Origin of the sequence: Devosia rhodophyticola, from assembly GCF_028816475.1 — a bacterium.
Taxonomy (GTDB): domain Bacteria; phylum Pseudomonadota; class Alphaproteobacteria; order Rhizobiales; family Devosiaceae; genus Devosia; species Devosia rhodophyticola.
Map to the genome: position 1 here is coordinate 2,298,444 of NZ_CP118247.1, position 22,275 is coordinate 2,320,718.

General features: G+C 56.9%; 25 protein-coding genes. 11 read left to right on the plus strand and 14 right to left on the minus strand.

Going from position 1 to position 22,275, the window contains the following annotated elements:
- Positions 1–9: 9 nt before the first annotated feature.
- Both PSQ90_RS11265 and PSQ90_RS11270 read right to left on the minus strand, forming a co-directional pair.
- The gene (locus PSQ90_RS11265; RefSeq protein WP_282210402.1) at positions 10–1,653 is read right to left on the minus strand and encodes a L,D-transpeptidase family protein; all 1,644 of its coding nucleotides are present in this window, start codon (positions 1,651–1,653) and stop codon (positions 10–12) included.
- Positions 1,654–1,830: 177 nt separating this feature from the next.
- On the minus strand, positions 1,831–3,321 hold the full coding sequence (locus PSQ90_RS11270) for a sigma-54-dependent transcriptional regulator (RefSeq protein ID WP_282210403.1): 1,491 nt from the start codon (positions 3,319–3,321) through the stop codon (positions 1,831–1,833).
- A gap of 192 nt (positions 3,322–3,513) precedes the next feature.
- Here PSQ90_RS11270 and PSQ90_RS11275 point away from each other — a divergent pair, with 192 nt between their 5' ends.
- The 5 genes from PSQ90_RS11275 to PSQ90_RS11295 all read left to right on the plus strand — a co-directional run bounded on the left by PSQ90_RS11275 (position 3,514) and on the right by PSQ90_RS11295 (position 8,873).
- A complete protein-coding gene (locus tag PSQ90_RS11275; RefSeq protein WP_282210404.1) occupies positions 3,514–5,340 on the plus strand; it encodes a M3 family oligoendopeptidase in 1,827 nt (608 codons plus the stop codon).
- A gap of 65 nt (positions 5,341–5,405) precedes the next feature.
- A complete protein-coding gene (locus tag PSQ90_RS11280; RefSeq protein ID WP_282210405.1) occupies positions 5,406–5,567 on the plus strand; it encodes an aa3-type cytochrome c oxidase subunit IV in 162 nt (53 codons plus the stop codon).
- 57 nt (positions 5,568–5,624) lie between these two features.
- Positions 5,625–7,100 (plus strand): Re/Si-specific NAD(P)(+) transhydrogenase subunit alpha, encoded by a 1,476-nt coding sequence (locus tag PSQ90_RS11285; RefSeq protein ID WP_282210406.1) that lies wholly within the window; start codon positions 5,625–5,627, stop codon positions 7,098–7,100.
- On the plus strand, positions 7,100–7,462 hold the full coding sequence (locus PSQ90_RS11290; protein WP_282210407.1) for a proton-translocating transhydrogenase family protein: 363 nt from the start codon (positions 7,100–7,102) through the stop codon (positions 7,460–7,462). The genes PSQ90_RS11285 and PSQ90_RS11290 overlap by 1 nt, the downstream gene beginning before the upstream one ends.
- 7 nt (positions 7,463–7,469) lie before the next feature.
- Positions 7,470–8,873 carry an NAD(P)(+) transhydrogenase (Re/Si-specific) subunit beta gene (locus tag PSQ90_RS11295; RefSeq protein WP_282213042.1) on the plus strand — a complete coding sequence of 468 codons (1,404 nt, stop codon included), beginning with the start codon at positions 7,470–7,472 and terminating at the stop codon, positions 8,871–8,873.
- A 28-nt stretch (positions 8,874–8,901) separates the two neighbouring features.
- On the opposite strand, the gene PSQ90_RS11300 is transcribed toward PSQ90_RS11295, so the two are convergent.
- Together PSQ90_RS11300 and PSQ90_RS11305 are read right to left on the minus strand one after the other, a co-directional pair.
- The gene (locus tag PSQ90_RS11300; RefSeq protein WP_282210408.1) at positions 8,902–9,258 is read right to left on the minus strand and encodes a VOC family protein; all 357 of its coding nucleotides are present in this window, start codon (positions 9,256–9,258) and stop codon (positions 8,902–8,904) included.
- Positions 9,259–9,269: 11 nt separating this feature from the next.
- The gene (locus PSQ90_RS11305; RefSeq protein WP_282210409.1) at positions 9,270–9,488 is read right to left on the minus strand and encodes a SlyX family protein; all 219 of its coding nucleotides are present in this window, start codon (positions 9,486–9,488) and stop codon (positions 9,270–9,272) included.
- A 179-nt stretch (positions 9,489–9,667) separates the two neighbouring features.
- On the opposite strand from PSQ90_RS11305, the gene PSQ90_RS11310 reads away from it, so the two are divergent.
- Both PSQ90_RS11310 and PSQ90_RS11315 read left to right on the plus strand, forming a co-directional pair.
- Complete coding sequence (locus tag PSQ90_RS11310; protein WP_282210410.1) at positions 9,668–10,309, plus strand: DsbA family oxidoreductase; 642 nt, start codon at positions 9,668–9,670, stop codon at positions 10,307–10,309.
- A complete protein-coding gene (locus PSQ90_RS11315) occupies positions 10,310–11,203 on the plus strand; it encodes an alpha/beta hydrolase (RefSeq protein ID WP_282210411.1) in 894 nt (297 codons plus the stop codon).
- A 23-nt stretch (positions 11,204–11,226) separates the two neighbouring features.
- On the opposite strand, the gene rpsU is transcribed toward PSQ90_RS11315, so the two are convergent.
- From rpsU to PSQ90_RS11335, 4 genes are all read right to left on the minus strand, one after another.
- Positions 11,227–11,508, minus strand: a complete 282-nt coding sequence (gene rpsU / locus PSQ90_RS11320) for a 30S ribosomal protein S21 (protein WP_282210412.1) — start codon at positions 11,506–11,508, stop codon at positions 11,227–11,229.
- A 185-nt stretch (positions 11,509–11,693) separates the two neighbouring features.
- Entirely contained in the window at positions 11,694–12,794 is a 1,101-nt protein-coding gene (locus tag PSQ90_RS11325) for a 5-(carboxyamino)imidazole ribonucleotide synthase (protein ID WP_282210413.1), read from the minus strand.
- 6 nt (positions 12,795–12,800) lie between these two features.
- On the minus strand, positions 12,801–13,265 hold the full coding sequence (gene purE / locus PSQ90_RS11330; protein WP_282213043.1) for a 5-(carboxyamino)imidazole ribonucleotide mutase: 465 nt from the start codon (positions 13,263–13,265) through the stop codon (positions 12,801–12,803).
- A 105-nt stretch (positions 13,266–13,370) separates the two neighbouring features.
- Positions 13,371–13,577: a YdcH family protein gene (locus PSQ90_RS11335; protein ID WP_282213044.1), complete on the minus strand. Its 207-nt coding sequence runs from the start codon at positions 13,575–13,577 to the stop codon at positions 13,371–13,373.
- Between the two features lie 163 nt (positions 13,578–13,740).
- Here PSQ90_RS11335 and PSQ90_RS11340 point away from each other — a divergent pair, with 163 nt between their 5' ends.
- Positions 13,741–13,917, plus strand: a complete 177-nt coding sequence (locus tag PSQ90_RS11340; RefSeq protein WP_282210414.1) for a YdcH family protein — start codon at positions 13,741–13,743, stop codon at positions 13,915–13,917.
- A 59-nt stretch (positions 13,918–13,976) separates the two neighbouring features.
- On the opposite strand, the gene PSQ90_RS11345 is transcribed toward PSQ90_RS11340, so the two are convergent.
- The 4 genes from PSQ90_RS11345 to PSQ90_RS11360 all read right to left on the minus strand — a co-directional run bounded on the left by PSQ90_RS11345 (position 13,977) and on the right by PSQ90_RS11360 (position 18,483).
- A complete protein-coding gene (locus PSQ90_RS11345) occupies positions 13,977–14,732 on the minus strand; it encodes a sulfite exporter TauE/SafE family protein (RefSeq protein ID WP_282210415.1) in 756 nt (251 codons plus the stop codon).
- Positions 14,733–14,754: 22 nt separating this feature from the next.
- Positions 14,755–16,587 (minus strand): monovalent cation:proton antiporter-2 (CPA2) family protein, encoded by a 1,833-nt coding sequence (locus PSQ90_RS11350; protein WP_282210416.1) that lies wholly within the window; start codon positions 16,585–16,587, stop codon positions 14,755–14,757.
- Positions 16,588–16,634: 47 nt separating this feature from the next.
- The gene (locus PSQ90_RS11355; RefSeq protein ID WP_282210417.1) at positions 16,635–17,363 is read right to left on the minus strand and encodes a DUF1013 domain-containing protein; all 729 of its coding nucleotides are present in this window, start codon (positions 17,361–17,363) and stop codon (positions 16,635–16,637) included.
- Positions 17,364–17,481: 118 nt separating this feature from the next.
- Positions 17,482–18,483 (minus strand): NAD(P)H-quinone oxidoreductase, encoded by a 1,002-nt coding sequence (locus PSQ90_RS11360; RefSeq protein ID WP_282210418.1) that lies wholly within the window; start codon positions 18,481–18,483, stop codon positions 17,482–17,484.
- Between the two features lie 88 nt (positions 18,484–18,571).
- Here PSQ90_RS11360 and PSQ90_RS11365 point away from each other — a divergent pair, with 88 nt between their 5' ends.
- Positions 18,572–18,754, plus strand: coding sequence for a DUF1192 domain-containing protein (locus tag PSQ90_RS11365; RefSeq protein WP_282210419.1), 183 nt, complete (start codon positions 18,572–18,574; stop codon positions 18,752–18,754).
- On the opposite strand, the gene PSQ90_RS11370 is transcribed toward PSQ90_RS11365, so the two are convergent.
- Entirely contained in the window at positions 18,715–18,945 is a 231-nt protein-coding gene (locus PSQ90_RS11370) for a hypothetical protein (RefSeq protein WP_282210420.1), read from the minus strand. The genes PSQ90_RS11365 and PSQ90_RS11370 overlap by 40 nt on opposite strands.
- Positions 18,946–19,340: 395 nt before the next feature.
- On the opposite strand from PSQ90_RS11370, the gene rcdA reads away from it, so the two are divergent.
- Positions 19,341–19,862, plus strand: coding sequence for a protease adaptor protein RcdA (gene rcdA / locus PSQ90_RS11375; RefSeq protein ID WP_282210421.1), 522 nt, complete (start codon positions 19,341–19,343; stop codon positions 19,860–19,862).
- A 93-nt stretch (positions 19,863–19,955) separates the two neighbouring features.
- On the opposite strand, the gene rpmE is transcribed toward rcdA, so the two are convergent.
- Positions 19,956–20,180 (minus strand): 50S ribosomal protein L31, encoded by a 225-nt coding sequence (rpmE, locus tag PSQ90_RS11380; protein ID WP_282210422.1) that lies wholly within the window; start codon positions 20,178–20,180, stop codon positions 19,956–19,958.
- A 255-nt stretch (positions 20,181–20,435) separates the two neighbouring features.
- On the opposite strand from rpmE, the gene PSQ90_RS11385 reads away from it, so the two are divergent.
- Positions 20,436–22,262 (plus strand): ABC transporter transmembrane domain-containing protein, encoded by a 1,827-nt coding sequence (locus PSQ90_RS11385; protein ID WP_282210423.1) that lies wholly within the window; start codon positions 20,436–20,438, stop codon positions 22,260–22,262.
- Positions 22,263–22,275 lie beyond the last annotated feature (13 nt).

Below are 22,275 nucleotides of genomic sequence, written 5' to 3' on the forward strand. Positions count from 1 at the left end.
TTAGCGCTTCTATTTGTTAAGAGCGGCAATCAGCTTGGCATTGTGCCCATAAACATCGGCATAGGAAGTAACGGTGCCGTCAGGCTGCACGCGTAGCGTGAAGTAAGCGATGTGCACCGGGATGGTGTGTTCAGGATTGACCCAACGCTCGCTTGAGCCAAACATGGATGCAAGTGATGCGCCGCTGATGTTGGGTTCGTTTCTCATCAGGGCGTCGGCAAAATCCATTGGGTTCTGAACGCGAACGCATCCGTGGCTGTATGCGCGATAGCTACGCGAAAACAGTGACTTGGACGGGGTGTCATGCAGATAGACATCATGTTTGTTGGGGAACAGGAACTTGATCCGTCCCAAGGCGTTGCCGGCACCGGGGCGTTGGCGTACCCGGAAGGGGAAGCTGTTGCCCACCTCCGACCAATTGACCTGACTGGCGTTGATTACATTGCCCTTGTAAATCAGATCCATGTTCTGGCTGGCAATGTAGTTAGGATTGGCCAGCGTTTTGCCGGCGATTTCATTCTTGATGATCGAGGCGGGCACGTTCCAGTAGGGGTTAACCACCACGTGTTTGATGTTGTTGGAGAAAATTGGCGTCGGATGCGCCTTGCTACCGACAACGACGCGGGTCGAATAAATCGACTTGCCACTTTGGTTGATCGAAAGCCTATATTCAGGGACATTGACGAGCACGTTGAAATTACCGAGGTCGGTCGGCATCCAGCGCCAGCGTTCCATATTGGCAATGATATCGTCTCGTGTGACAGTCGGGCCGCCATTGAGGGCCGCAACTGTTGCCGGACCCGCGATGCCGTCGGAGGTCAGACCCTTGCTGGCCTGAAAATCCTTGACGGCTGAAACAACCACCTTGTCGTAAACGGATGGGTCTTCCGCCGTCTCGGTCATTTCGAGGCGCTGGCGCAGCAGGGCAACGCGTGTGTCGCTCATGCCCAAACGCAGCGATGGGCCGCTGGGAATGTCGATTTTCTGGTTGTCGGCGTCAGCGTCAAAATCTGCCAGGGCAGCCTTGAGCTGCAGAAATTCGCGATGCCTGGGCTCAAATTTGGCCAATACGGTCTTTGGGTTCTGCCCCTTGGCGATGTCGAGAAGGAGTTTGGTTGCGTCGAGCGGTTTAGGCGCCATGTCAAGGTCGGACGATATTGAACCAGGACGAATGCGACCATTGAGCAGATTGTCGGCATAGCGCACCAGGGCCGCCGAAAACGCGGTTTCAAGTGCCGCCATTTTGGCCGGATCACCGGTGGCCGCAACAACATCAAGATCAGGCGTCAGATAGTCCTTGGGACGCAGCCCCTCGTCGCCAGCGTCGGCAAATACCTTGATGATGGTTTCGGCGGTCGGCGAAAAGGAAAGGACGCCATCAGCGGACTGGGTCAGCCAGAGTGGCTCAAAGTGGCGTTCACCATAGAAAAAATAGAGCTTTTGGGCCTCATCATAAGCGGCGGTGTTGGACTTGGCGCCGTAATAGGCTGCAGATAGGCCGGATTTGATGGTGCGCGCCAGAGCGGTCTGAGGGGGTGCAATAACAATGCGTGTCAGGCTAGTGCTTGCAACTTTTATATCCTGAGCGGTGGCGGGAAAGGTTAGCCCCAGACAAACCGCACCAGCGAGCAGGCAGACCGAGAGCTTGTACATGAATTCTCCACCTCAAGCGGACCCTAGTCCGCGACACCCGGCTCAATGCACACCGATTCAGAGCATTTTACCTACTCTGGAAAGGTTAACAGGTGCAATCGCTCGCAACTTTGTGAGTGGCCTGTGTGGCCCTGTTGCAACGGTTGGAGGCGAAGCTGTGGATATCCTTGCTCTGCTTCAGGCGGCGTCGCTTTGCGCCGTATCGGCCAATCCATACTCATGGAGCTTGCGGTAAAGCGTTGATCGACCAATCTTGAGCGCCCTTGCGACCCGAGACATGCGTCCCCCATAGTGGGCTATGGCAAATACAATGGCCTCCCTTTCGATTTCAGCCAGCGCGGTTACTTCCCCGCTATTGTCGAGGAAGCGATCGGGCTGAGGCTGGGTATCGGGAGGGTGCTGGGTGCGTGTGCGGGCAGGCGCATTGTCAATGTGGGTCGGGGATGCTGGTACGTTGATATTGTCAAGCGATCGCATTGCGTGATCGCGGCCAGCTGTGTGGGCGATTATCTGAGGAAAATCAATAGTTTCGAGATAAGCGCCATCCGAAAGGACAGTTGCACGATAGATGGTATTTTCAAGCTGTCGAATATTGCCAGGCCAATCATAGGTCTGCAAAAGGGCCAGACCATCGGGTGAGACGCCCAAAATGCGCTTGCCGGTTTCGGCGGCAAATCGGGCGATGAAGTGAGCGACAAGTTCGGCAATGTCCTGCTTGCGCTCACGAAGGGGCGGCACATACACCGGGAATACATTGAGGCGGTAGTAGAGATCTTCGCGGAACTCGCCGCTTTTGGCCAAATTGAGCAGACGTCGATTTGTTGCCGAAATCAGGCGCACATTGACCCGCTCGGGTCGGGTCGCACCGATAGGCTCAACTTCCCCCTCCTGCAAGACGCGCAAGAGCTTGACCTGGATATCAAGCGGCAATTCGCCGATTTCGTCGAGAAACAGCGTGCCATTGTGGGCTTCGGCAAATTTGCCGCTCTGATCGGCGTGGGCACCGGTAAAGGAGCCCTTCTTGTGGCCGAACAGCACGGATTCCACCAGATTGGGAGGGATTGCGCCGCAGTTGACTGTGATAAAGGGTTTGCCGGCGCGGTCGCCTGTGCCCTGGATGATGCGGGCGACCAGTTCCTTGCCGACGCCAGTTTCGCCTTCAACCAAGACCGGGATGGTGCTCTTGGCCGCCTTGGCGCAAAGGCTCAAGACTCGCGCCATAGCCGGGGCCTGCGCAATCATGTCGGCGGGGGTGAAGGTACCGCTTCGCCTGGAGCGCTCTGAACGGACTGCGGCTTCAAGCGTGTCGAGTTTGATGGCATTGCGCAGCGAGATAATCAGGCGCTCGGGCGCCACAGGTTTGACGAAATAGTCAGTTGCGCCCTGTCGCATGGCGGTAACGACCGTTTCGAGGGAGGCGTGGGCGGTCTGGATGATGACTGGCGTTCGCAACCCTTCGCGCGCCATTGCTTCCATAACCGCCATACCATCAAGGTCGGGCATGACAAGATCGAGGATCAACGCACCGATGGTGCTGTCATCGCGCAGGATGGATAGCGCCTGTTCACCGCCCGTTGCGGTCAGGGGTTTGAAGCCGGCGCGGTTGGCCACTTCGGCGGTGAGGCGCAATTGCACCGGATCATCGTCGACAATTAGAACGCGCGTCATCGGACCCCTTGATAAATTCTGGTCGTGCACGAATCGTGCTGTGCCGTTTTGGGATGATGATGAACAAAGGGCCTTAAGAGGGGATTAATCATGCGAGACAATGGCGTAGAGGTGTGAGAATTTGCCAGCCTTGGCAGAGGCGCTGAGGCTGTCTATTGTCCGGCACAATTTCCAGCCGTCAAGGAGCGCCCTATGATCAATTTTGCTCAAGCCAGTCAATCTGCGATCCCCGAGGGGCAGGACACCATTGGCAAACTGCCGGTATGGGATCTAAGCGATCTCTATTCAGGCCGGGACAGTGCCCAGTTCAAGGCAGACCTTGAAAAAGCGGCGGCGGATGCGGCCGATTTTGAAGAGAAATATAAGGGCAAGCTTGTCGCGTTGACCAAATCGGGCAAGCTGATCGAGGCGATTGAAGCGACCGAAGCGCTGGGAGATTTGTCGGGCAAGATCGGCTCCTTTGCCTTTTTGCAATATGCCCAGAATGCAACGGATCAGGATCGTGCCAAATTCATGGGGGACGTCAATGAGGCGTTGACCAAGCTTTCCACCAGGGTTTTGTTTTTTGAGCTGGAGCTCAATCGTATCGAAGACGCCGTGCTTGAAGAGGCGTTCAAGAGTGATGCTGCGCTAGCGCGTTACCGGCCATGGTTTGACGAGTTGCGCAAGGCCAAACCGTATCAGCTTGAAGACCGGGTCGAGGAATTGTTCCACGACAAGTCGACCACCGGCTTTTCTGCCTGGAACCGGCTCTATGATGAAACATTGGCGGCGCTGGCGCTGGACGTCGACGGGGAAACGCTCAGCCTTGAGGCAACGCTGCATCGACTTTCGGATCGTGATGCCAAAAAACGCGAAACCGCGTTCAAGGCCGTCTCCAGAATATTGCAGGACAATGCACGACTATTGACCCACATCACCAATGTTCTGGCCAAGGACAAGGAGATTTCGGATCGCTGGCGCGGCTATGGCGATATCGCTGACAGCCGCCATTTGGCCAATTCGGTTGAGCGTGAAGTTGTTGATGCGCTCCAGAGCGCGGTACGCGAAGCCTACCCGCGTTTGTCGCACCGTTACTACAAGATGAAAGCCAAATGGTTTGGGCAGGACAAGCTCAATGCCTGGGATCGAAATGCACCGTTGCCGACAGCAGACGAGCGCGTTTTTGACTGGGAAACCGCCAAGTCGACAGTTTTGGATGCCTATGGGCAATTTTCGCCAAAACTGGCCGAACTGGCCCAGCCATTTTTTGATAGCGGCTGGATCGATGCGCCGACCGGCAAGGGTAAATTGTCGGGTGCCTTTGCTCATCCGACGGTCCCCAGCGCCCATCCTTATTTGATGCTCAACTACATGGGGCGGGCTCGTGATGTGATGACTTTGGCCCATGAGTTGGGCCATGGTGTGCACCAGCGTCTGGCAGCGGCGCAGGGGCCTTTGTTGGCCAACACGCCGCTCACGCTGGCGGAAACGGCGAGTGTTTTTGGCGAAATGCTGACGTTCCGGTCAATCCTGAACAAGACCACTGACAAGAAACAGCGGTTCGCCCTGCTGTCGTCCAAGGTTGAGGACATGCTCAATACCGTCGTGCGCCAGATCGCCTTTTATACCTTTGAGCGCAAGGTTCATCTGGCCCGACGCGATGGCGAACTGCGCACCGAAGAAATCAACGCCCTCTGGATGGAAGTGCAGCGGGAAAGTCTGGGTGATGCCATTGAGCTCAACGAGGGATATGACATTTTCTGGAGCTATATCCCCCATTTCATCCATTCCCCGTTTTATGTCTACGCCTATGCGTTTGGCGACTGCCTTGTGAACTCGCTCTATGCACAGTATGAAAAAGCAGCGGATGGCTTTGCCGAACGTTACTTTGATCTGCTAAAGGCGGGTGGGTCCAAGCATCACTCCGAACTGCTGGCACCGTTTGGTCTTGATGCAAAGGACCCGCAGTTCTGGTCGCTCGGCCTGTCGATGATCGAGGGATTGATCGATGAACTTGAAGCAACCAGCGATGCGTAAAACCCGCAGAACCAGCTTTGGGGCTGCCGGGTTAGACTAAAGACGAATATAAATTTGAGGACAAAATGGCCAACAACCACGAACCACTCCCCCCCATGGTTCACGAAAGCGCAATGGACTACAAGCAGCACGAACAGACCTACAATGGGTTTGTGACGCTGGTTAAGTATTCGATCATCACTACGGCTGTCGTCGTGGTGATCCTCTATTTCTGGGTTCAGCCCTAAGCGCTGAGACAGATAAAACCCAGGGCCTGCCGTCCGGCAGGCGGGCAGGAGACGTTCATGAACATCGCAATAGTGCGCGAACGCCTTGAAGGCGAAAATCGCGTCGCGGCCACGCCGGAAACGGTTGGCAAACTGGTCGGGCTCGGCGCCCAGGTCAGCGTTGAAAAAGGCGCAGGCCTTGGATCGCGCATTCTGGATGCCGAATATGAAGCGGCTGGCGCAAGAATTGCCCCCACCGCCGCTGCGGCTCTTAAGGGAGCAGAAGTCGTCTTGTGCGTTCGGCGACCGAATGCTGCCAGCCTTTCGGGCGTTGCCAAAGGCGCGCTGGTGATTGGCGCGCTTGACCCTTATGGCAATGACAAGGACGTTGCGGCTTTGGCAAAGGCCAATGTTACGGCGGTTTCAATGGAATTCATGCCCCGTATAACGCGCGCCCAGGTCATGGACATCCTGTCCTCGCAGGCCAATCTGGCCGGCTATCAGTCGGTTATCGATGCGGCGGCTGAGTTTGACCGGGCAATGCCGATGATGATGACGGCGGCGGGCACTGTTCGTCCGGCCAAGACGTTCGTGATGGGAGCCGGAGTTGCTGGCCTTCAGGCGATTGCCACGGCAAAACGCCTGGGTGCCGTTGTTTCAGCAACCGATGTTCGACCTGCCGCCAAGGAACAGGTCGAATCGCTGGGCGGCAAATTTGTTGCCGTTGAGGACGAAGAATTCAAACAGGCCGAAACCGCTGGCGGTTATGCCAAGCAAATGTCGGCGGAATATCAGGCCAAGCAGGCCGAATTGACCGCTTCTCACATTGCCAAGCAGGATATCGTTATCACCACCGCGCTGATTCCGGGGCGCCCTGCGCCGCGGCTGATTACCAAGGCGATGGTTGAATCGATGGCACCGGGATCTATTATTGTTGATCTGGCTGCAGAGCGCGGCGGCAATGTCGAATTGACCGTGCCGGGCAAGATCGTCGAGCACAAGGGAGTCAAGATCATTGGCTATACCAATGTGCAGGGGCGCATCCCGACCACCGCCAGCCAGCTTTATGCGCGCAATCTGTTGGCGTTCCTGACCACATTGATCGATGCCAAAACTGCTGCACTGGCAATTGATTGGGACGATGAACTGGTCAAGGCAACCGTTTTGACACGCGACGGTGCCGTGGTTCATCCCAATTTTGTAACTGCTGAAGCTGACAAGGGTGTTGGCGCGGCCAAGCCTGCTAGCACTGCAAAACCTGCTAGCACTGCAAAGGCGGCTCCTGCCAAAACAACGCCAGCCAAGACCACAACCCGCAAGGCCCCTGCCAAAAAGGCTACGTCTGGGGCTGGCGCAACCAAGACCAGCAAGCCACGGGCGACCAAAGCGGCTAAAACACCGTCGCAACATGCTGCTGTCCGCAAGGCAACGGCGGTCATGGACACGGCAGCGGCCGTTCCTGCCAAGACTGCGGCGCGCAAGACAACAGCGCGCAAGGCCAGCCCGACGCGCAAGTCGGCGGCACTGAAACCAGCTCCGAAGGACACCAAATAATGGAAACAACGGCAGAACAAACCGCCGATGTGCTTGCCGCAGCAGCCCATGCTGCCAGCGGTGGCGCAATCGATCCATTCACCTTTCGCCTGGCGATCTTCGTGTTGGCAATCTTTGTGGGCTACTTCGTTGTCTGGTCGGTTACCCCGGCGCTACATACGCCGCTGATGAGCGTGACCAATGCGATCTCGTCGGTGATCGTTGTGGGAGCACTTCTGGCCGTTGGCGTCCAATTGGCCGCTGACAGCAACTGGATATCCAAAGTGTTCGGGTTCATCGCGCTGATCTTCGCCAGCGTCAATATTTTTGGCGGGTTCCTCGTCACCCAGCGGATGCTGGCCATGTACAAGAAGAAGGGCTGAGCTGATGATCTCTGCAGATATTGCAGCCCTGCTTTACCTGGTTTCGGGCGTTCTTTTCATCCTGGCCTTACGTGGTCTTTCCAACCCTCGGTCCGCCCAGCAGGGCAACCGCTTCGGCATGATCGGTATGGGCATTGCCATTCTGACCACGCTGGCGCTGGCGGCCCCGTCGGATTTTATCAGCTGGCTGCTTATCCTCGGCGGTCTCGGCATCGGGGGAGCGATCGGTGCCTATATGGCTCGCACCGTCAAGATGACGGATATGCCTCAATTGGTTGCAGCTTTCCACTCGCTGGTCGGTCTGGCGGCGGTGTTCGTGGCGGCAGCGGCGCTCTATGCGCCTGAAGCTTTTGGCATCGGCGAAACCGGAGCCATTCATGCCCAGGCTTTGGTTGAAATGAGCCTTGGCGTTGCCATTGGCGCCTTTACCTTTACCGGTTCGGTCATCGCTTTTGCCAAGCTCAACGGCAATATGAGCGGCAAGCCGATCATTCTGCCCGCCCGGCACATGATCAGCATTGCTCTCGGGGTGCTTCTGGTCATTCTCATCATTGCGCTGACCATGACTGCCAACCCGGTTTACTTCTGGCTGATCACGATCCTTGCCCTTGTCCTGGGTGGATTGATGATCATCCCGATTGGCGGGGCAGATATGCCGGTGGTGGTGTCGATGCTCAATTCCTATTCGGGGTGGGCTGCGGCCGGTATCGGCTTTACGCTGGGCAATTCGGCACTGATCATCACCGGCGCGCTGGTGGGCTCGTCGGGCGCCATTCTGTCCTACATCATGTGCAAGGCAATGAACCGCAGTTTCATCTCGGTGATTCTAGGTGGCTTTGGTGGCGAGACGGCAGCGGCGTCAACTGGCGGCGAAGATGACCGTCCGGTCAAACAGGGCGCAGCGGACGACGCTGCATTCCTGATGAAAAACGCCAGCAAGGTCATCATCGTGCCGGGTTACGGCATGGCGGTGGCACAGGCTCAGCATGCGCTACGCGAAATGGCGGATATGCTCAAGAAAGAAGGCGTCACCGTCAAATACGCCATTCATCCGGTCGCGGGTCGGATGCCCGGCCATATGAACGTGCTGCTGGCTGAAGCCAATGTGCCTTATGATGAGGTGTTTGAGCTTGAGGACATCAACTCGGAGTTTGCCCAGACCGACGTCGCCTTTGTCATTGGCGCTAACGATGTGACCAATCCTTCGGCCAAAACCGACAAGACATCGCCGATTTATGGCATGCCAGTGCTCAATGTCGAGGACGCTGGAACGGTGTTGTTTATCAAACGCGGCATGTCCGCCGGATATGCAGGTGTGCAAAATGAACTGTTCTTCCGCGATAACACCATGATGCTGTTTGGCGACGCCAAGAAAATGACCGAGGACATCGTTAAAGCTCTCGATCACTAAATATGAAAGCCCGCTTCGGCGGGCTTTTTTATTCGCTATGGGAAAGAATATTGACGATGTTTCCGAAGGGATCACGCGCAAAGAAACGACGCACACCCCAAGGTTCGACCGTTAGCGGATAAACGATTTCGATCCCGGCGTCCTGGGCGCGCTGATACAATTGATCGAGGTCATCGACTTCAATGGAGATTGCGGGAACAGGCGTGTCAGACCCGCCCTGACTTGCAAAACTGACCTGCGGGGTCATTGCTGTGCCATCGGAAACATATGTCTTGATCCAGCCATGATCCATCGCCAATGCCAGCCCCAGGAAATCCCGGTAGAAGCACTTCGCTTGCTGGGGATCGCCGGCATATAGATTGGAAACGATACGACGTACAGTCACGAGAGAGCTTTCTAGTAGTGGGGAGGGGGCGGCTCGGCACGATTGTCACCGGCGCCGCCGCCCGTCAGCTTGGCTTGTTCTTCCAGCTGGGTCAACTTGCGGGTCAGCAAGTCTATGATGCGCCACTGCTCGGTGATGGTGGTATTGAGTTCATCGATCGTGTGGTCCTGGTAGGCAATCCGCATCTCCAGGGCATCGAGACGGTGAGCGATGGCATTCGGGTCGGTCATTATTGGCTCCAGCCGTGTGAAGGCTGTTTCTGGCGCGCCAGGTGACATTGGTCAAGCCGGGTGACTTGACGCTAAAGGCATTGCCCCGTTAGCTCGCTCGGTGTCTTGCATGCGTGGGTCGGGCGTCCCATGTGAGGGGCCGAACGAACCAAATTGCTGCGAGCATAAAGGATAGCCAGATGGGCAAGACTCTCAAAATTGATATTTTCACCGATGTGGTGTGCCCCTGGTGCCTCGTCGGCTCTGTTCGCCTTGACAAGGCTATTGCGACGTTGCCTGACGATATTGAAGTAATCGTCGACAATCATCCGTTTTATCTCGACCCCAACACGCCCAAAGAGGGCGTGAACAACGAAGAGGTTTTGCGCGCCAAATACGGCAAGGATCCGCGCGAAATGTGGGATCGAGTCGAGGCTGAAGCGAAAAAAGACGGCGTTGAGCTTGACCTGTCCAAGCAGCCGATGCGCTATCCAACTGCCAAGGCGCATACATTGACCCGGTTGGCCAAGCCCTTAGGCATCCAGCATGAGTTGGCCAATGCAATCGCGGAGGCCTATTTCCTCGAGCATCGGCAGATCAACGATGACAATGTGCTGGCGGACATCGCTGTAGAATTCGGGTTTGACCGGGGCGACGCGATGGATGCAATCAATGATGAGAACGAATTGGCGATCACCGAGCAAATGGCGACCCAGGCAGCCGAGCAGGGGATAACGGGGGTTCCGTTTGTTGTGCTTGGCCAGAAATATGCATTGTCCGGAGCTCAGCCGCAGCAGGTTTTTGAGCAGGCGATTGCCCAAACTTTGGCGGAGATGGGTTAGATGAAATGGGCGCGGCGCCTCGGCCTAGGGGTGATCGTTTTGGCGGCCCTCGCCTATAGCGGGGTTGTTTTGGGAATGTATGTCATGCAGCGCTCGCTGCAATATGACACCGAGGGGGCCATCACTGCCCTTGCAAGTACAACAATTGTCGGCGCCCAGAACGTGGCCATCGCGTCGGACGGAGGCACCCTGGCGGGGTGGTATGCGCCGCCCCGGCCGGGAAAGCCACTGATCGTATACTATAAGGGCAATTCGGGCAGTTTTAGCCATGAGCATGAGCGTTTCGAGCGCTGGTCGCAGGATGGCTATGGCTTCCTGGCCTTTGACTATCGCGGATTTCCTGCTTCACCGGGCAATGTTTCCCAAGCTGGCATTCTTGATGACGCCGTTGCCGCATTCAACTGGGCCAAGGCCAAGGGCTTTCCTATCGTTATCTGGGGGCGTTCCCTGGGGTCGGGACCTGCGACTTTTGTTGCCAGCGAACGCGAGGCCGACGCCCTATTGCTGGAGACGCCCTTTTTGTCGGCCGTCAACGTTGCGGCGGAGCGTTATCCATTCTTGCCTGTCTATTGGGTGATGCAGGATCAATTTCCGGTCAATGAGTGGATAGCCAAGGTCAGCGAACCGGTGCTGATAGCCCATGGGACCGCCGATACAACAATTGATGTTTCAAATGGAGAGCGGCTTTACGATCTTGTCCCCAACAAGGACGAATTATGGATCGTACCGGGGGAACGCACTCCAGCCTTTGGGATGCCGGTATCTGGTCCCACGCCGTCGGATTGTTCAATCGTGCCGAAGCGACAAACGGCGGCTAGTTATGCCCGGACGCGGCGAGCTTCCACAAGCGTGCGGGCAGCACAAAGGCGCCGCTCACGGGGAGCAGCGCCTTAAAATTCTTTAGTCGCGTTAGCTGACTAGGTACGCGGTGCTGGCGCTGGTGCGGCAGCAGCTGCCGGACGCGGTGCACTCGGGCGACCTGTCGATGGTGCAGGCAGACCGCTTTCACGCTGAGCGCGCTTACGAGCCAGTTTACGGGCGCGGCGGATAGCCTCAGCCTTCTGGCGAGCCTTCTTTTCAGATGGCTTTTCGTAATAGTTGCGCAGCTTCATTTCACGGAAGACACCTTCGCGCTGCAGCTTTTTCTTAAGCGCGCGCAGCGCCTGGTCAACGTTATTATCGCGAACGACTACTTGCAAAGGTCAACCGCCCTTTCGAAACTTGGACAATGTGTGAATGATAGCGCTAGGGCCAAAAAGCCTTATCGCCGACCAGCTGAGCTAGTCATCGTGGCGCGCTGTATAGCCCAAGCCTTGGCACTTGTCCACACTTGGGGCGCGAAAATCACATCGCGGCCGGGGAAAATTGTCGAATTGGCCCGGCATCACAGTAGCGTAGGGGTTTTGGGCGTAATCTTGTTGAAATGGCCCATCTTTCGGCCCGGGCGCGGTTCGGTTTTGCCATAAAGGTGCGGTTGGGCGCCGGCAGTCAACAAATCGCCAAGATCCAACGATTCGTCGCCGATGAGATTTTGCATGACGACATCAGCCATGCGTGACGGATCGCCCAACTGCCAGCCGAGGATAGCGCGTATGTGCTGTTCGAACTGGTCTGTCAGGCAGACCGCCTCCGTCCAGTGACCTGAATTATGCACGCGAGGGGCAATTTCATTGACGATGAGGCTGGGGCGATCCTTGCCGGGCACGACAAAGAATTCGACGCCCAGAACGCCAACATAGTTTAGCGCAATCACAATGGCCTTGGCGGCCATGCTGGCGTGTTTTTCCAGCGTCGACGAAATAGCGGCTGGCACGGTGCTGGTGTGCAGAATGTGGTGACGATGCACGTTCTCGGCAGCCTCGAAGGTTTTGACCTCGCCTTGCAGATTGCGCGCCACAACAACCGAGATTTCCTTTTCGAACGGGACAAAGGCCTCTAGCACCAATGGCTTGGGGCTGAGGGCGGCAAAGGCATCGGCGGCTTCATCAATCGACTTTATCAGGCGTTGCCCTTTGCCATCGTAGCCTAGCCGCGTGGTCTTGAGCACGGCAGGCTGGCCAAGTTCGGTCAGAGCGCTGCGTAGCTGGTCGATCGTCTCAACGGGTCGATAGGACGCGACGGCGATATTGCGGGCTGAAAGAAAGCTCTTTTCCGCCAGCCGGTCCTGTGAGATGGCCAGCGCATTGGCACCGGGACGGAGAGGCTTGCGTGCTGCCAAAAACTCGGCGGTTGCCGCGGGGACATTCTCAAACTCATAGGTCACAATATCGACGGTATCGGCAAAGGCGGCGAGCGCTATTTCATCGTCATAAGCCGCGACGGTTTTGTGGGGGGTTACCTCGAATGCTGGACTATCAGGATCGGGGCAAAAGATATGACTGCGCATACCCAGCTTGGCAGCGGCCAGCGCCAGCATGCGACCCAATTGGCCGCCGCCAAGAATGCCGATGGTGGTGCCTTGGGGCAGAGACTGGTCTTGGGACAAGAAATACTACTCGGTATCGGAGGGGAAAAAGGGAACTTTGGCCGTCTGGTTGGCGCGGAACAGATCGAGGCGGTCGGCCAGGTCTTCGTCTCCCAATGCCAGAACAGCGGCGGCCAACAGCGCGGCGTTGATGGCCCCTGGCTCGCCGATGGCGAGGGTGCCAACGGGGACGCCACCGGGCATTTGAACAATCGAGAGCAGGCTGTCCTGGCCAGACAATGCCTTTGATTTGACCGGCACACCAAGGACCGGCAGCGGGGTCAAGGCGGCCAGCATGCCAGGAAGGTGGGCGGCGCCGCCGGCGCCAGCGATTATGATACTGAAACCCTCGGATTTGGCACTGGTGGCGAATTCGTACAGGCGCTCGGGTGTGCGGTGGGCGGAAACGATGCGCGCCTCATATTCGATCTCGAGCGCTTCAAGCGTTTCAGCAGCATGGCGCATGGTTGGCCAGTCTGACTGGCTACCCATGATGATGGCGACATTTGGTTTGGTCAGCAAAGAGCCGTTCCCCCCAAGCTCCACAAAGCGCGCATTTAGCCCAGAATCGGCCACGATTCAAGCCAGATGGCCCGATCAGGCGATGATATCGGGAATTAGAATTGTTTCCAGTTCAACGATGCGATCCTTGAGGGCAAGTTTGCGTTTCTTGAGGCGCTGGATCAACATCTGGTCCGTGGCTCGCGATTGGGTGAGGGTCGCGATTGCGGCATCAAGATCGGCATGTTCCTGCCGTTTTGTCGCCAGTTCCAGGCCGAGGTTGGCTTCTTGTTCGCGGGTCAGCGGCAGCATATGAAAACGCACTCTTATTGTCGCGGAACGTTAGCATTGGTTAACCGATCGCGGCGCGTTTTGCACCCAATTTTCACTTTGCGTGGAAAGAGTGTCGACAAGACATGAAATATTTGTGACGATCACCTGTCCACGAAGAGCTAGAGGAGTTGTTATGACGACTGAAGGCCACATCGCTGCTTTGGAGCGGCGCCATCAAGAACTGGATCGGCAGATCCAGTCGGCAATGCAAAGCACCCAACAGGACGCCCTCATGCTGAGCGCGCTCAAACGCAAGAAGTTGGGTGTCAAAGACGAGTTGTCAAAGCTGACTGGTACAGCGCGACAATAAGTGATGACGAATATCTAGCTGACGAGGCCACGGCGATTGCCGCGGCCTTTTTTTTCGCCTCAGTTCAGGAGAACGTTGAGGCTGTCCCAAATCAATTTGAGTGCGAGGGCGAATACGAGCCAATAGGCGATGCGGTAAAAGTGCTTGGCAGATATGCGGCGCACGAGGAATACGCCGACCAGAACGCCCAACATGCCAACGGGCGCCAATGCTGCTGATAATTGGAGATTGTGCAGCGAAAGCTGGCCGAGGAAGAAGTAGGGAATGAGCTTTGCCGTGTTGACCATAGCGAAGAAATACGCCGATGTCCCTGCGTAGAGCGCCGGTGGCAGGCGCTGAGGCAGAACGTAAATCTGAAATGGAGGACCACCGGTATGGCTGACAAAGCTGGTGAAGCCTGCAAAAGCGCCCCAGAACCGTCCCCAGGGCGTTGATGGGGGTAGACCTTCGAGCTTTTTTCGAATCGGCAATATGGCGTCGAGCACAAAGAGCAGGGTGATAACGCCGACCATCAGCAGAACAACGGCGTCGCTAACAAAGGCCCAGATCGCCCAGCCAAAGAGCATGCCTACAGCCGCGCCGGGCAACATTATCTTGAGAATGTGCCAGTTAACCTGTTTGCGGTAGGCGTAGATGGCAATGGCATCCATGGCCAATAGCACCGGCAACATGATGCCGGCGGCCTCCCGGGCCGGCATGATCAGTGTCAGCAGCGGCACGCCGACAACGCCCAGACTGCCGAGCAGCCCTGATTTGGACAGGCCAACAATCAAGACTGCGGTCACGGCGACCGCGACAAACCATGGATCAAACATTATTTATTCCGGATGGACTGGATTAGTCGGTGGGCGGGACGTCAGGCTTATCAGCTTTGCGGGGCGTATCGGCGCTCATGGCATCACTCAGCAACCCCATGGATTTGCGTAGCAAACCGACATAGGCGCTCTCGTCGTTCCGAACGCTGAATGAATCGGCGAGCAAGTTATTATCGTGCAATTCGAACTCGCGGGCCAGTCTGAGTGCTTCTTCCTCGCTATAGCCCAGCGTTATCAACGATTTCGTGCCCAGACTAAGAGCGGACAGGAAGGTTTCCCGCTCAAATACTTCAACGCCGATATCCATCAGATCGTGGGCGTGACCGCGATCTATGGCGCGCGCTGCGATGCGTACTTCAGGGAAGTTTCGTCGCACCAAGCGGGCGATAGTCGATATTCGTTCGCCACCACCAACGGCGATGACCACCAACTTGGCTTTTGCCACGCCTGCGGCATGCAGCAATTCAAGTCGCGAAGCATCGCCGTAAAATACCTTGACCCCGAATCGTTTGACGAGTTCGATTTGGGCCGGATCATCATCGATCAGGGTCATGTCAAAGCCTTGCGAGCGCAGCATGCGGGTGACGATCTGACCGAATCGACCGTACCCGAGCACGACAATGTCCTGACTGGTGTCGATTTCGTCGCTTTGTCGACTTTGGTGACGCGCATCAAGGCGCGGCGCAATCAGTTTGTCGAATGCAAAGAGCAACAGGGGCGTCGTGGCCATTGATAGGGCAACAGCGACCGTCAGGATTGAGAAAGTATCGGCCTTGATCGCCCCTTCGTTCTGGGCAAATTGCAAAATGACAAAAGCGAATTCGCCTGCCTGACTCATCAGAAAAGCCAGCAGCAGACGGTCAGCAAGATGCATACGGAAGAGTGTGGCAAGAACGAAGACCACGACAATCTTGATGAGGACAAAACCGGCGACGAGCGCGACAACGCGGATAGGGTCCGACCAAAGCACCGAGAAGGCAATGGACATGCCGACCGAGATGAAGAACAGGCCCAGCAGCAGCCCTTGAAATGGTGCCAGAATGCTTTCAAGTTCATGGCGATATTCGCTGTCGGCCAGCAATACGCCGCCGATAAATGCGCCCAAGGCGGGGGATAGACCGAGAAGCTGGGTGATGAGCGCCGCGCCGATGACGAGCGCCAGACCAAACGCGGTAAATACTTCGCGCAGGCCGGTTTGGGCAACCAGATGCAGCATGGGCCGAACAACGTAGCGACCGGCCAAAATGGCCGCTGCAAAGGCGCTGATCAGCGCCAGTGGTGTCAACCAGTCGAGTGGATTTTGCATGGACTGCACTGCTTCGGTGACTTCGCTGCTGATCTGCAAGGGCCCACGGGCGTAAGCAAGCACCGGTATCGCCGCCAGGATGGGAATGACGGCAACATCCTGCACAAGCAGAATTGCCAGGCTGGCGCGGCCGGTATCGGTTTTGGTGATATCGCGTTGGCCTACCGATTGCATGGCAATGGCCGTTGAGGACATGGCTAGGGCCAGACCGAGGATGATTGCGGGGGCCCAGGCGATGCCAGACCAATAAAGCAACCCGGCAATCAGGGCGCTGGTGGCCGCCAACTGTGGCACGCCCAAGCCGAGCAGTTTGTGGCGCATGCGCCATATTTCAGAGGCCTGCAGCTCCAGACCAATCAGGAACAGCATCATGACGATGCCGAACTCGGCGACCGCGCGGATGGTTTCGCTGTCCGAGACCATCCGCAGACCATAGGGACCAATTACAACGCCGGCAGCAAGATAGCCCAGAATAGTGCCGAGACCGGCATATTTGGCCAATGGCACCAGCGCGACGCTGACCACCAACAGCAAGAAGATCGCGAGCAAGAAATTGTGTTCCAGAGTCGTCTCCTGCTCGCGATTTCAGTAAAAATCTACTCAGATTCCGGCTCTGGAGTGACCGACTTCAATTTGGCAAAAACATTGTCGGCATTGAATTCTTCCTGATGCTCGGGCGCATGGTGCCCCCCGATATCATCTTCGCCGTCCTCGGTGCCGTGGCCACGAGCACCGGACCGGGCGAGTGCCTCTTCAGCGGTCATCAGGGTAGTGCCGGAATCTGCTTCATCGGGGCCGGGGGCACCCTTGGAGGCGCGTTTGACTTCAAGATCAAGGTCGATCTGGCTGCACAGGCCGAGTGTCACCGGATCCATTGCCGTCAGGTTGGCTGCGTTCCAGTGAGTGCTTTCGCGGACCGAATCAATCGTTGACTTGGTGGTGCCAACCAAACGCATGATCTGTGCGTCCTTGAGTTCAGGATGGCTGCGAACCAGCCACTTGATGGCATTTGGCCGCTCGTTGCGCCGTGAAATGGGGGTGTAACGTGGACCTTTGCGCTTGGCTGCCGCGACTTGAACTTTTGGCTCGCTCAGGGCCAAACGATAGTTTGGATCGGCTTCGGCCTTTTCGATTTCCTCGCGGGTCAACTGCCCGTTCTGGATCGGGTTGGCGCCCATGATGCCGCCCGCGACATCACCATCGGCAATCCCTTGCACTTCCAAAGGATGCAAGGTGCAAAACGCGGCGATCTGTTCGAACGACAAAGCAGTGTTGTCGACCAGCCAGACGGCGGTTGCCTTGGGCATCAACAGGGGTGCGGCCATGATAAAATTCTCCTGCAGGCGCGGCCGGTTTTCCTCCGGTCCGCTCCGCCTCTTTGCTACATGCTGAGGGGAACAGAAACCAATATAGGACTTTTTAGGCGATTTCGCAATGAAATTGTCACTGCGCCAGCGTGTTTCCATAAGGCGTGACTAGCAGAATTTTACCGTAACTGGCCTGGTTTTCCAGCGCGTGATGAGCGCTGGGCGCACCATTGAGCGCAAATTTTTCAATTTTGGGGCGCGGCCAATCGGCGTGAGACAGGGCAGGCCAAAGGTGGGTTTTGATATGCTCTGCGATCTGGGCTTTGGTCTGGGCTGATTGCGGCCGCAAGGTCGAGCCCGAAAGGGTCAATTGTTTGGCCATCAAAGCCGCCAACGACACGGTCGCCTTGCCGCCGCCAAGCGTTGAAATCTGCACAATGTGGGCGAAGCGCGCTGCGGCGGCGATATTGACCGCCGTGGTAGCGCCGCCGACGATGTCGACGATCCGGTCAACGCCGGTGTCATTGGTAAGTGCCCTGGCACGTTCGGCTATGTCCTCTCCAATGCGATCTATTGTTGCGGTGGCCCCCAAAGACATAGCGTAGGCTGCCTTCTGGGTGCTTGAGACTACCGCAATTGGTTTGGCACCGAGGATGGTGCAAATCTGAATGGCAGCGCCACCGATCCCGCCAGCCGCGCCATGGATCAGGACGCTCATATCGGCCCCGAGTTGGGCCCGCATAACCAGCGACTGGGTGATGGTAAACCACGTCTCAGGGAGAGCGGCAGCGTCAATGACTGACCAGTTTTGCGGAAGGGGAAGCACCTGCCCGGAAGGGACGCTGACAAATTCGGCGTAGCCACCGCCATTGGTAAGCGCGACAACCGCGTCGCCGGCTTTGAACTGGCTGACGCTTTCGCCGACAGCTGCGATGTGGCCGGAAACCTCGAGGCCGGGTAGGGGCGATGCGCCGGCCGGGGGCGGATATAGACCGCGCCGCTGCGCCAGATCGGGACCGTTGAGACCCGCAGCTGCAATCTGGATGAGAACCTCGTGCTGGCCTATTTCGGGGACGGCAACTGTGGTTGCCTGAAGCACTTCGGGGGCGCCTGGCGTTGAAATGGCGATGGCTGTCATGGTTTTGTTCATGACACGAATTTGGGACGGCGCGGCTTGATCCGCAAGATACAGCGGCTAGACTATTTCTCCACCACAGGAGCCGGCTATGGACGACGATCAAATCAGCAAACCCAAGGGCCATGAGGTTGGCATGACGATTGAAGCAATGTCAGTGGAGGAACTGGAGGCGCGGATCGTATTGTTGAGCGATGAAATTGAACGATTGCGATCTGCCATTTCGGCGCGTCATCAGACGCGTAGTGCTGCGGATTCAGTTTTCAAGTTCTGATTGTCGGCGGATTTTTGACCGCTGCGCAGTTGGTTGTGGGCGCGGAAGGGCGTCGGCCAGTCAACACTATCGGGTTCGGCAGTCACGGCAGGACTTAAGGAGGTGGGTTCAGGCTCGGCGGCTGTGGTGGCCGCCAGAGACAGGCTGAGCATGAGCAGGGTTGCAAGGCTGGCGTCGGATTGGATTGGCATGGCACAACTCCGGGAACGTCGGTTATGGTTCGTTCCACTAAACAATCGAACACATGGATGTTTGCGGAACGGCTTGTTCATCGGTGATTCATCGACTTCGTTCGCCATTGACGATTTCTCAGGGTTAAGAAATCGACTCCTGTTAACAGACAATTAATCTTTGTTGGGTAAGGTTTGGTTATTCAGATCTTCTGGATTTTTCAGAGCGGTTTCTCCCTCTGTTTGACGCCTCCCTGTTAACTTCGAGAGCCGTTTCGACGGCTCTTTTTTCTGTCCTCATTTTTTGAGCGCAGACGGCGGCACAATTAAAACTCTCTTTAGTGTTTGGGTTCACCAAGGATGACGTAACGCCCTGAAAAGCGTAATCTTGGCTTGGGCAAATCAGGGATGAGCGCGTGACAGATTTTGGCGATGGCAATCAGGCAGTAGCAATCGGTCCGCGCATTGTCGCCTCCGGTGGGTTCGATCTGCTGTATCGTGAGGGCATGACGCTGATCGAAGAGGTTGCTGCCTATCTCGACGGCGATGGTCGGCAGGACAGTAAAGGGTTGCCGCGCGAAGCTTCGTTTCTTTATGCAACCGAATCCATGCGTTTAACAACGCGGCTGATGCAGCTTGCGTCGTGGCTGCTGCTGCAGCGGGCGGTCAATGAGGGAGAGATTACGGCGGAAAATGCCCGGTCGGAAAAATCCAAGGTCAAGTTTTCGGCGACGCCTTCGGAGCGTGGCGGCCCCGGCTTCAGCCATTTGCCCCCACCGCTGCTTGAGTTCATTACCAAGGGCGACCGGCTGTTTGACCGGGTGATGCAGTTTGATGTGCTTGAGCGCGGCAAGATGCCTGAGCTCGAAGCAGGCGTTGCCAATGGGATTGCTGACCAATTGTCACGGCTCAAGGCCGCGTTCGGCCGACCGGATTAGAGGGGGCGTAATTTCTTCGCGGTATCGGCAAAAATGATTACGCACAAAAAAGCCCGGTACGCGACCGGGCTTTGATTTGGTATCGATCTGGCCTTACGAGCCCAGGATGCCCTTAAAGCGCTCCTTGAAGCGCGATACGCGGCCACCACGGTCGAGCAGCTGACCCGAACCACCTGTCCAGGCGGGATGGGTCCGGCAGTCGATGTCAAGCTGGATGGTGTCGCCCTCTTTACCGTAGGTCGACTTGGTCTGGTATTTGGTGCCATCGGTCATGACAACATTGACCAAATGGTAATCGGGGTGGATGTCGTTCTTCATAGCCATCGCCTCAAATCAAACGGGCGCCGCAGCGCCCGGAGAGCATTCAAATTGGTATTGGGGCGCTTTCTAGCGAAAACGCGGCTTGTCCGCAAGTGGGAGCGTGGTGCCAATTTTGTCGGGGCAAAACCGGTTGCGAGCCATCAAGGGAGTGCCTATGTAGGAGCGGTCCCGGCAGATTGCAGATTTTCCGGGCGTTGTCGAGATGCGGGCGCCTGGCTGCCCGCGCAAACGCCAGAGGATGGCTGCACCCCAATGACTGAACCAGCCACCGCCGATGCCGCCAAGCAGCCGGAAAAGGAAGCCTTCATACCAATCGGCAAGGACGCCGCGCGCCAGGTTCGACCGCTTAAAAAGCTGTTGCCATTTGTGCTGCGCTACCCGGTTCGCTTGTCGTTTACATTATTTTTCCTGCTTCTGTCGGCAGCAGCTTCGCTGTCGATCCCTGTCGTCATGGGCGGTGCCGTCGATGAGGGATTTCTAGCGCAAAATCTTGACAAGGTGGCGAGTTATGGCTGGGCCATAGTTCTGATTGCCCTGTTGCTGGCGTTGGCGAGTGGGGCGCGGTTTTATTTCATATCGCTGATTGGCGAGCGGGTATTGGCTGATATTCGGGTGGCGCTGTTCGAGCATCTGCTGGGACTTGATGCCAAATATTTCGACACCCATCGGGTCGGCGAACTGACGTCGCGGCTCAACGGCGATGTCGTGACCATTCGCTCGGCGGTTGGCTCGAGTGCGTCGCTGGCTTTGCGGTCAATGGTCACCATTGTGGGTGCGTTGATCATGATGTTTCTGACCAGTCCATCATTGACGCTGGCGGTTATTATTGCCGCGCCTGCCATTGTCATACCGGTTGTGGCATTCAGCAAGCGGTTACGCGGCATGTCGCGGCGCACACAGGATGCGTTGGCGGACCTGTCGGCCATGGCGACCGAGATGTTGGGCGCGACGCGCACAGTCAAAGCTTTCACCCAGGAAAATGAGCAAACAAGGCTTTATGAGCAGCGCAGCGAATTGAGTTATGGCGCTGAGGCGAGCCGCCTGCTGGCCCGGTCCGTTCTCGTGGGCATGGTGATTTTTCTCGGCACGGCAGCGGTCGTGTTTCTGGTTTGGTGGGGCGCGCGGTCAGTGTTCGAGGGTACGGTTACAGCCGGTCAGCTGACCCAGTTCCTGATTTATGCGCTGATGGCGTCGGGAGCGTTGACCAACGTATCGGAGGTCTTGGGCATCTTGCAAACGGTTGCGGGGGCCACGGAGCGGATTGCCGAAATTTTGGAAACGGAACCTCAGATCAAGATTGCCGATCCTACCGTACCGCTGCCCGAACCACCTTTGGGCACAATGGCATTCGAGAAAGTTGATTTCAGCTACGACACCGGCAACGATACGGTGCTGCGCGACCTGAGCTTTGCCGTCAACAAGGGACAGACGGTGGCGCTGGTGGGCGCGTCGGGGTCAGGTAAATCAACGATTCTGTCGCTGTTGCAGCGCTTTTATGATGTCAGTGCTGGTATTATCCGCGTCGACGGCCTTGATGTGCGTGATGTTCATCCGACCCAGTTGCGGCAGCGCTTCGCCTATGTCGAGCAGGAACCAACGATTTTTGCCGGTTCGGTGAGCGACAATATCCGCTTCGGCAAGCCGGCAGCGAGCCAGGCCGATGTGGTGGCGGCTGCCAAGGCAGCGCTGGTGGATGATTTTGTTCGCGAATTGCCGGCAGGCTATGACACGGTGGTTGGTGAGCGTGGCGTGATGTTGTCGGGTGGGCAGAAGCAACGTTTGGCAATTGCCCGGGCCATATTGCGCGACGCGCCGATTCTATTGCTAGATGAAGCCACTTCGGCGCTTGACGCCCGCAGCGAGAAACTGGTGCAGGTGGCGCTCGAACATTTGATGCAGGGACGCACGACGCTGGTTATTGCCCATCGGTTGGCAACGATCCGCGATGCCGATGCCATTCTGGTGATGGATAAGGGGCGGATCATTGATCAGGGCACCCACGAGGAACTGGTGCTAAGGGACGGTCGTTACGCCGAACTGGCGAAGTTGCAATTCAGGCCCGACGAATTGGCCAGTTGACGGCGGTAGCTTG

What these genes read in the sequence shown, in the direction of transcription:
- PSQ90_RS11265 (WP_282210402.1), bottom strand. Translation starts at nt 1,653, where the DNA reads ATGTACAAGCTCTCGGTCTGCCTGCTCGCTGGTGCGGTTTGTCTGGGG.
- PSQ90_RS11270 (WP_282210403.1), bottom strand. Translation starts at nt 3,321, where the DNA reads ATGACGCGCGTTCTAATTGTCGACGATGATCCGGTGCAATTGCGCCTC.
- PSQ90_RS11275 (WP_282210404.1), top strand. Translation starts at nt 3,514, where the DNA reads ATGATCAATTTTGCTCAAGCCAGTCAATCTGCGATCCCCGAGGGGCAG.
- PSQ90_RS11280 (WP_282210405.1), top strand. Translation starts at nt 5,406, where the DNA reads ATGGCCAACAACCACGAACCACTCCCCCCCATGGTTCACGAAAGCGCA.
- PSQ90_RS11285 (WP_282210406.1), top strand. Translation starts at nt 5,625, where the DNA reads ATGAACATCGCAATAGTGCGCGAACGCCTTGAAGGCGAAAATCGCGTC.
- PSQ90_RS11290 (WP_282210407.1), top strand. Translation starts at nt 7,100, where the DNA reads ATGGAAACAACGGCAGAACAAACCGCCGATGTGCTTGCCGCAGCAGCC.
- PSQ90_RS11305 (WP_282210409.1), bottom strand. Translation starts at nt 9,488, where the DNA reads ATGACCGACCCGAATGCCATCGCTCACCGTCTCGATGCCCTGGAGATG.
- PSQ90_RS11310 (WP_282210410.1), top strand. Translation starts at nt 9,668, where the DNA reads ATGGGCAAGACTCTCAAAATTGATATTTTCACCGATGTGGTGTGCCCC.
- PSQ90_RS11315 (WP_282210411.1), top strand. Translation starts at nt 10,310, where the DNA reads ATGAAATGGGCGCGGCGCCTCGGCCTAGGGGTGATCGTTTTGGCGGCC.
- purE (WP_282213043.1), bottom strand. Translation starts at nt 13,265, where the DNA reads ATGGGTAGCCAGTCAGACTGGCCAACCATGCGCCATGCTGCTGAAACG.
- PSQ90_RS11340 (WP_282210414.1), top strand. Translation starts at nt 13,741, where the DNA reads ATGACGACTGAAGGCCACATCGCTGCTTTGGAGCGGCGCCATCAAGAA.
- PSQ90_RS11345 (WP_282210415.1), bottom strand. Translation starts at nt 14,732, where the DNA reads ATGTTTGATCCATGGTTTGTCGCGGTCGCCGTGACCGCAGTCTTGATT.
- PSQ90_RS11355 (WP_282210417.1), bottom strand. Translation starts at nt 17,363, where the DNA reads ATGGCCGCACCCCTGTTGATGCCCAAGGCAACCGCCGTCTGGCTGGTC.
- PSQ90_RS11360 (WP_282210418.1), bottom strand. Translation starts at nt 18,483, where the DNA reads ATGACAGCCATCGCCATTTCAACGCCAGGCGCCCCCGAAGTGCTTCAG.
- PSQ90_RS11365 (WP_282210419.1), top strand. Translation starts at nt 18,572, where the DNA reads ATGGACGACGATCAAATCAGCAAACCCAAGGGCCATGAGGTTGGCATG.
- PSQ90_RS11370 (WP_282210420.1), bottom strand. Translation starts at nt 18,945, where the DNA reads ATGCCAATCCAATCCGACGCCAGCCTTGCAACCCTGCTCATGCTCAGC.
- rpmE (WP_282210422.1), bottom strand. Translation starts at nt 20,180, where the DNA reads ATGAAGAACGACATCCACCCCGATTACCATTTGGTCAATGTTGTCATG.
- PSQ90_RS11385 (WP_282210423.1), top strand. Translation starts at nt 20,436, where the DNA reads ATGACTGAACCAGCCACCGCCGATGCCGCCAAGCAGCCGGAAAAGGAA.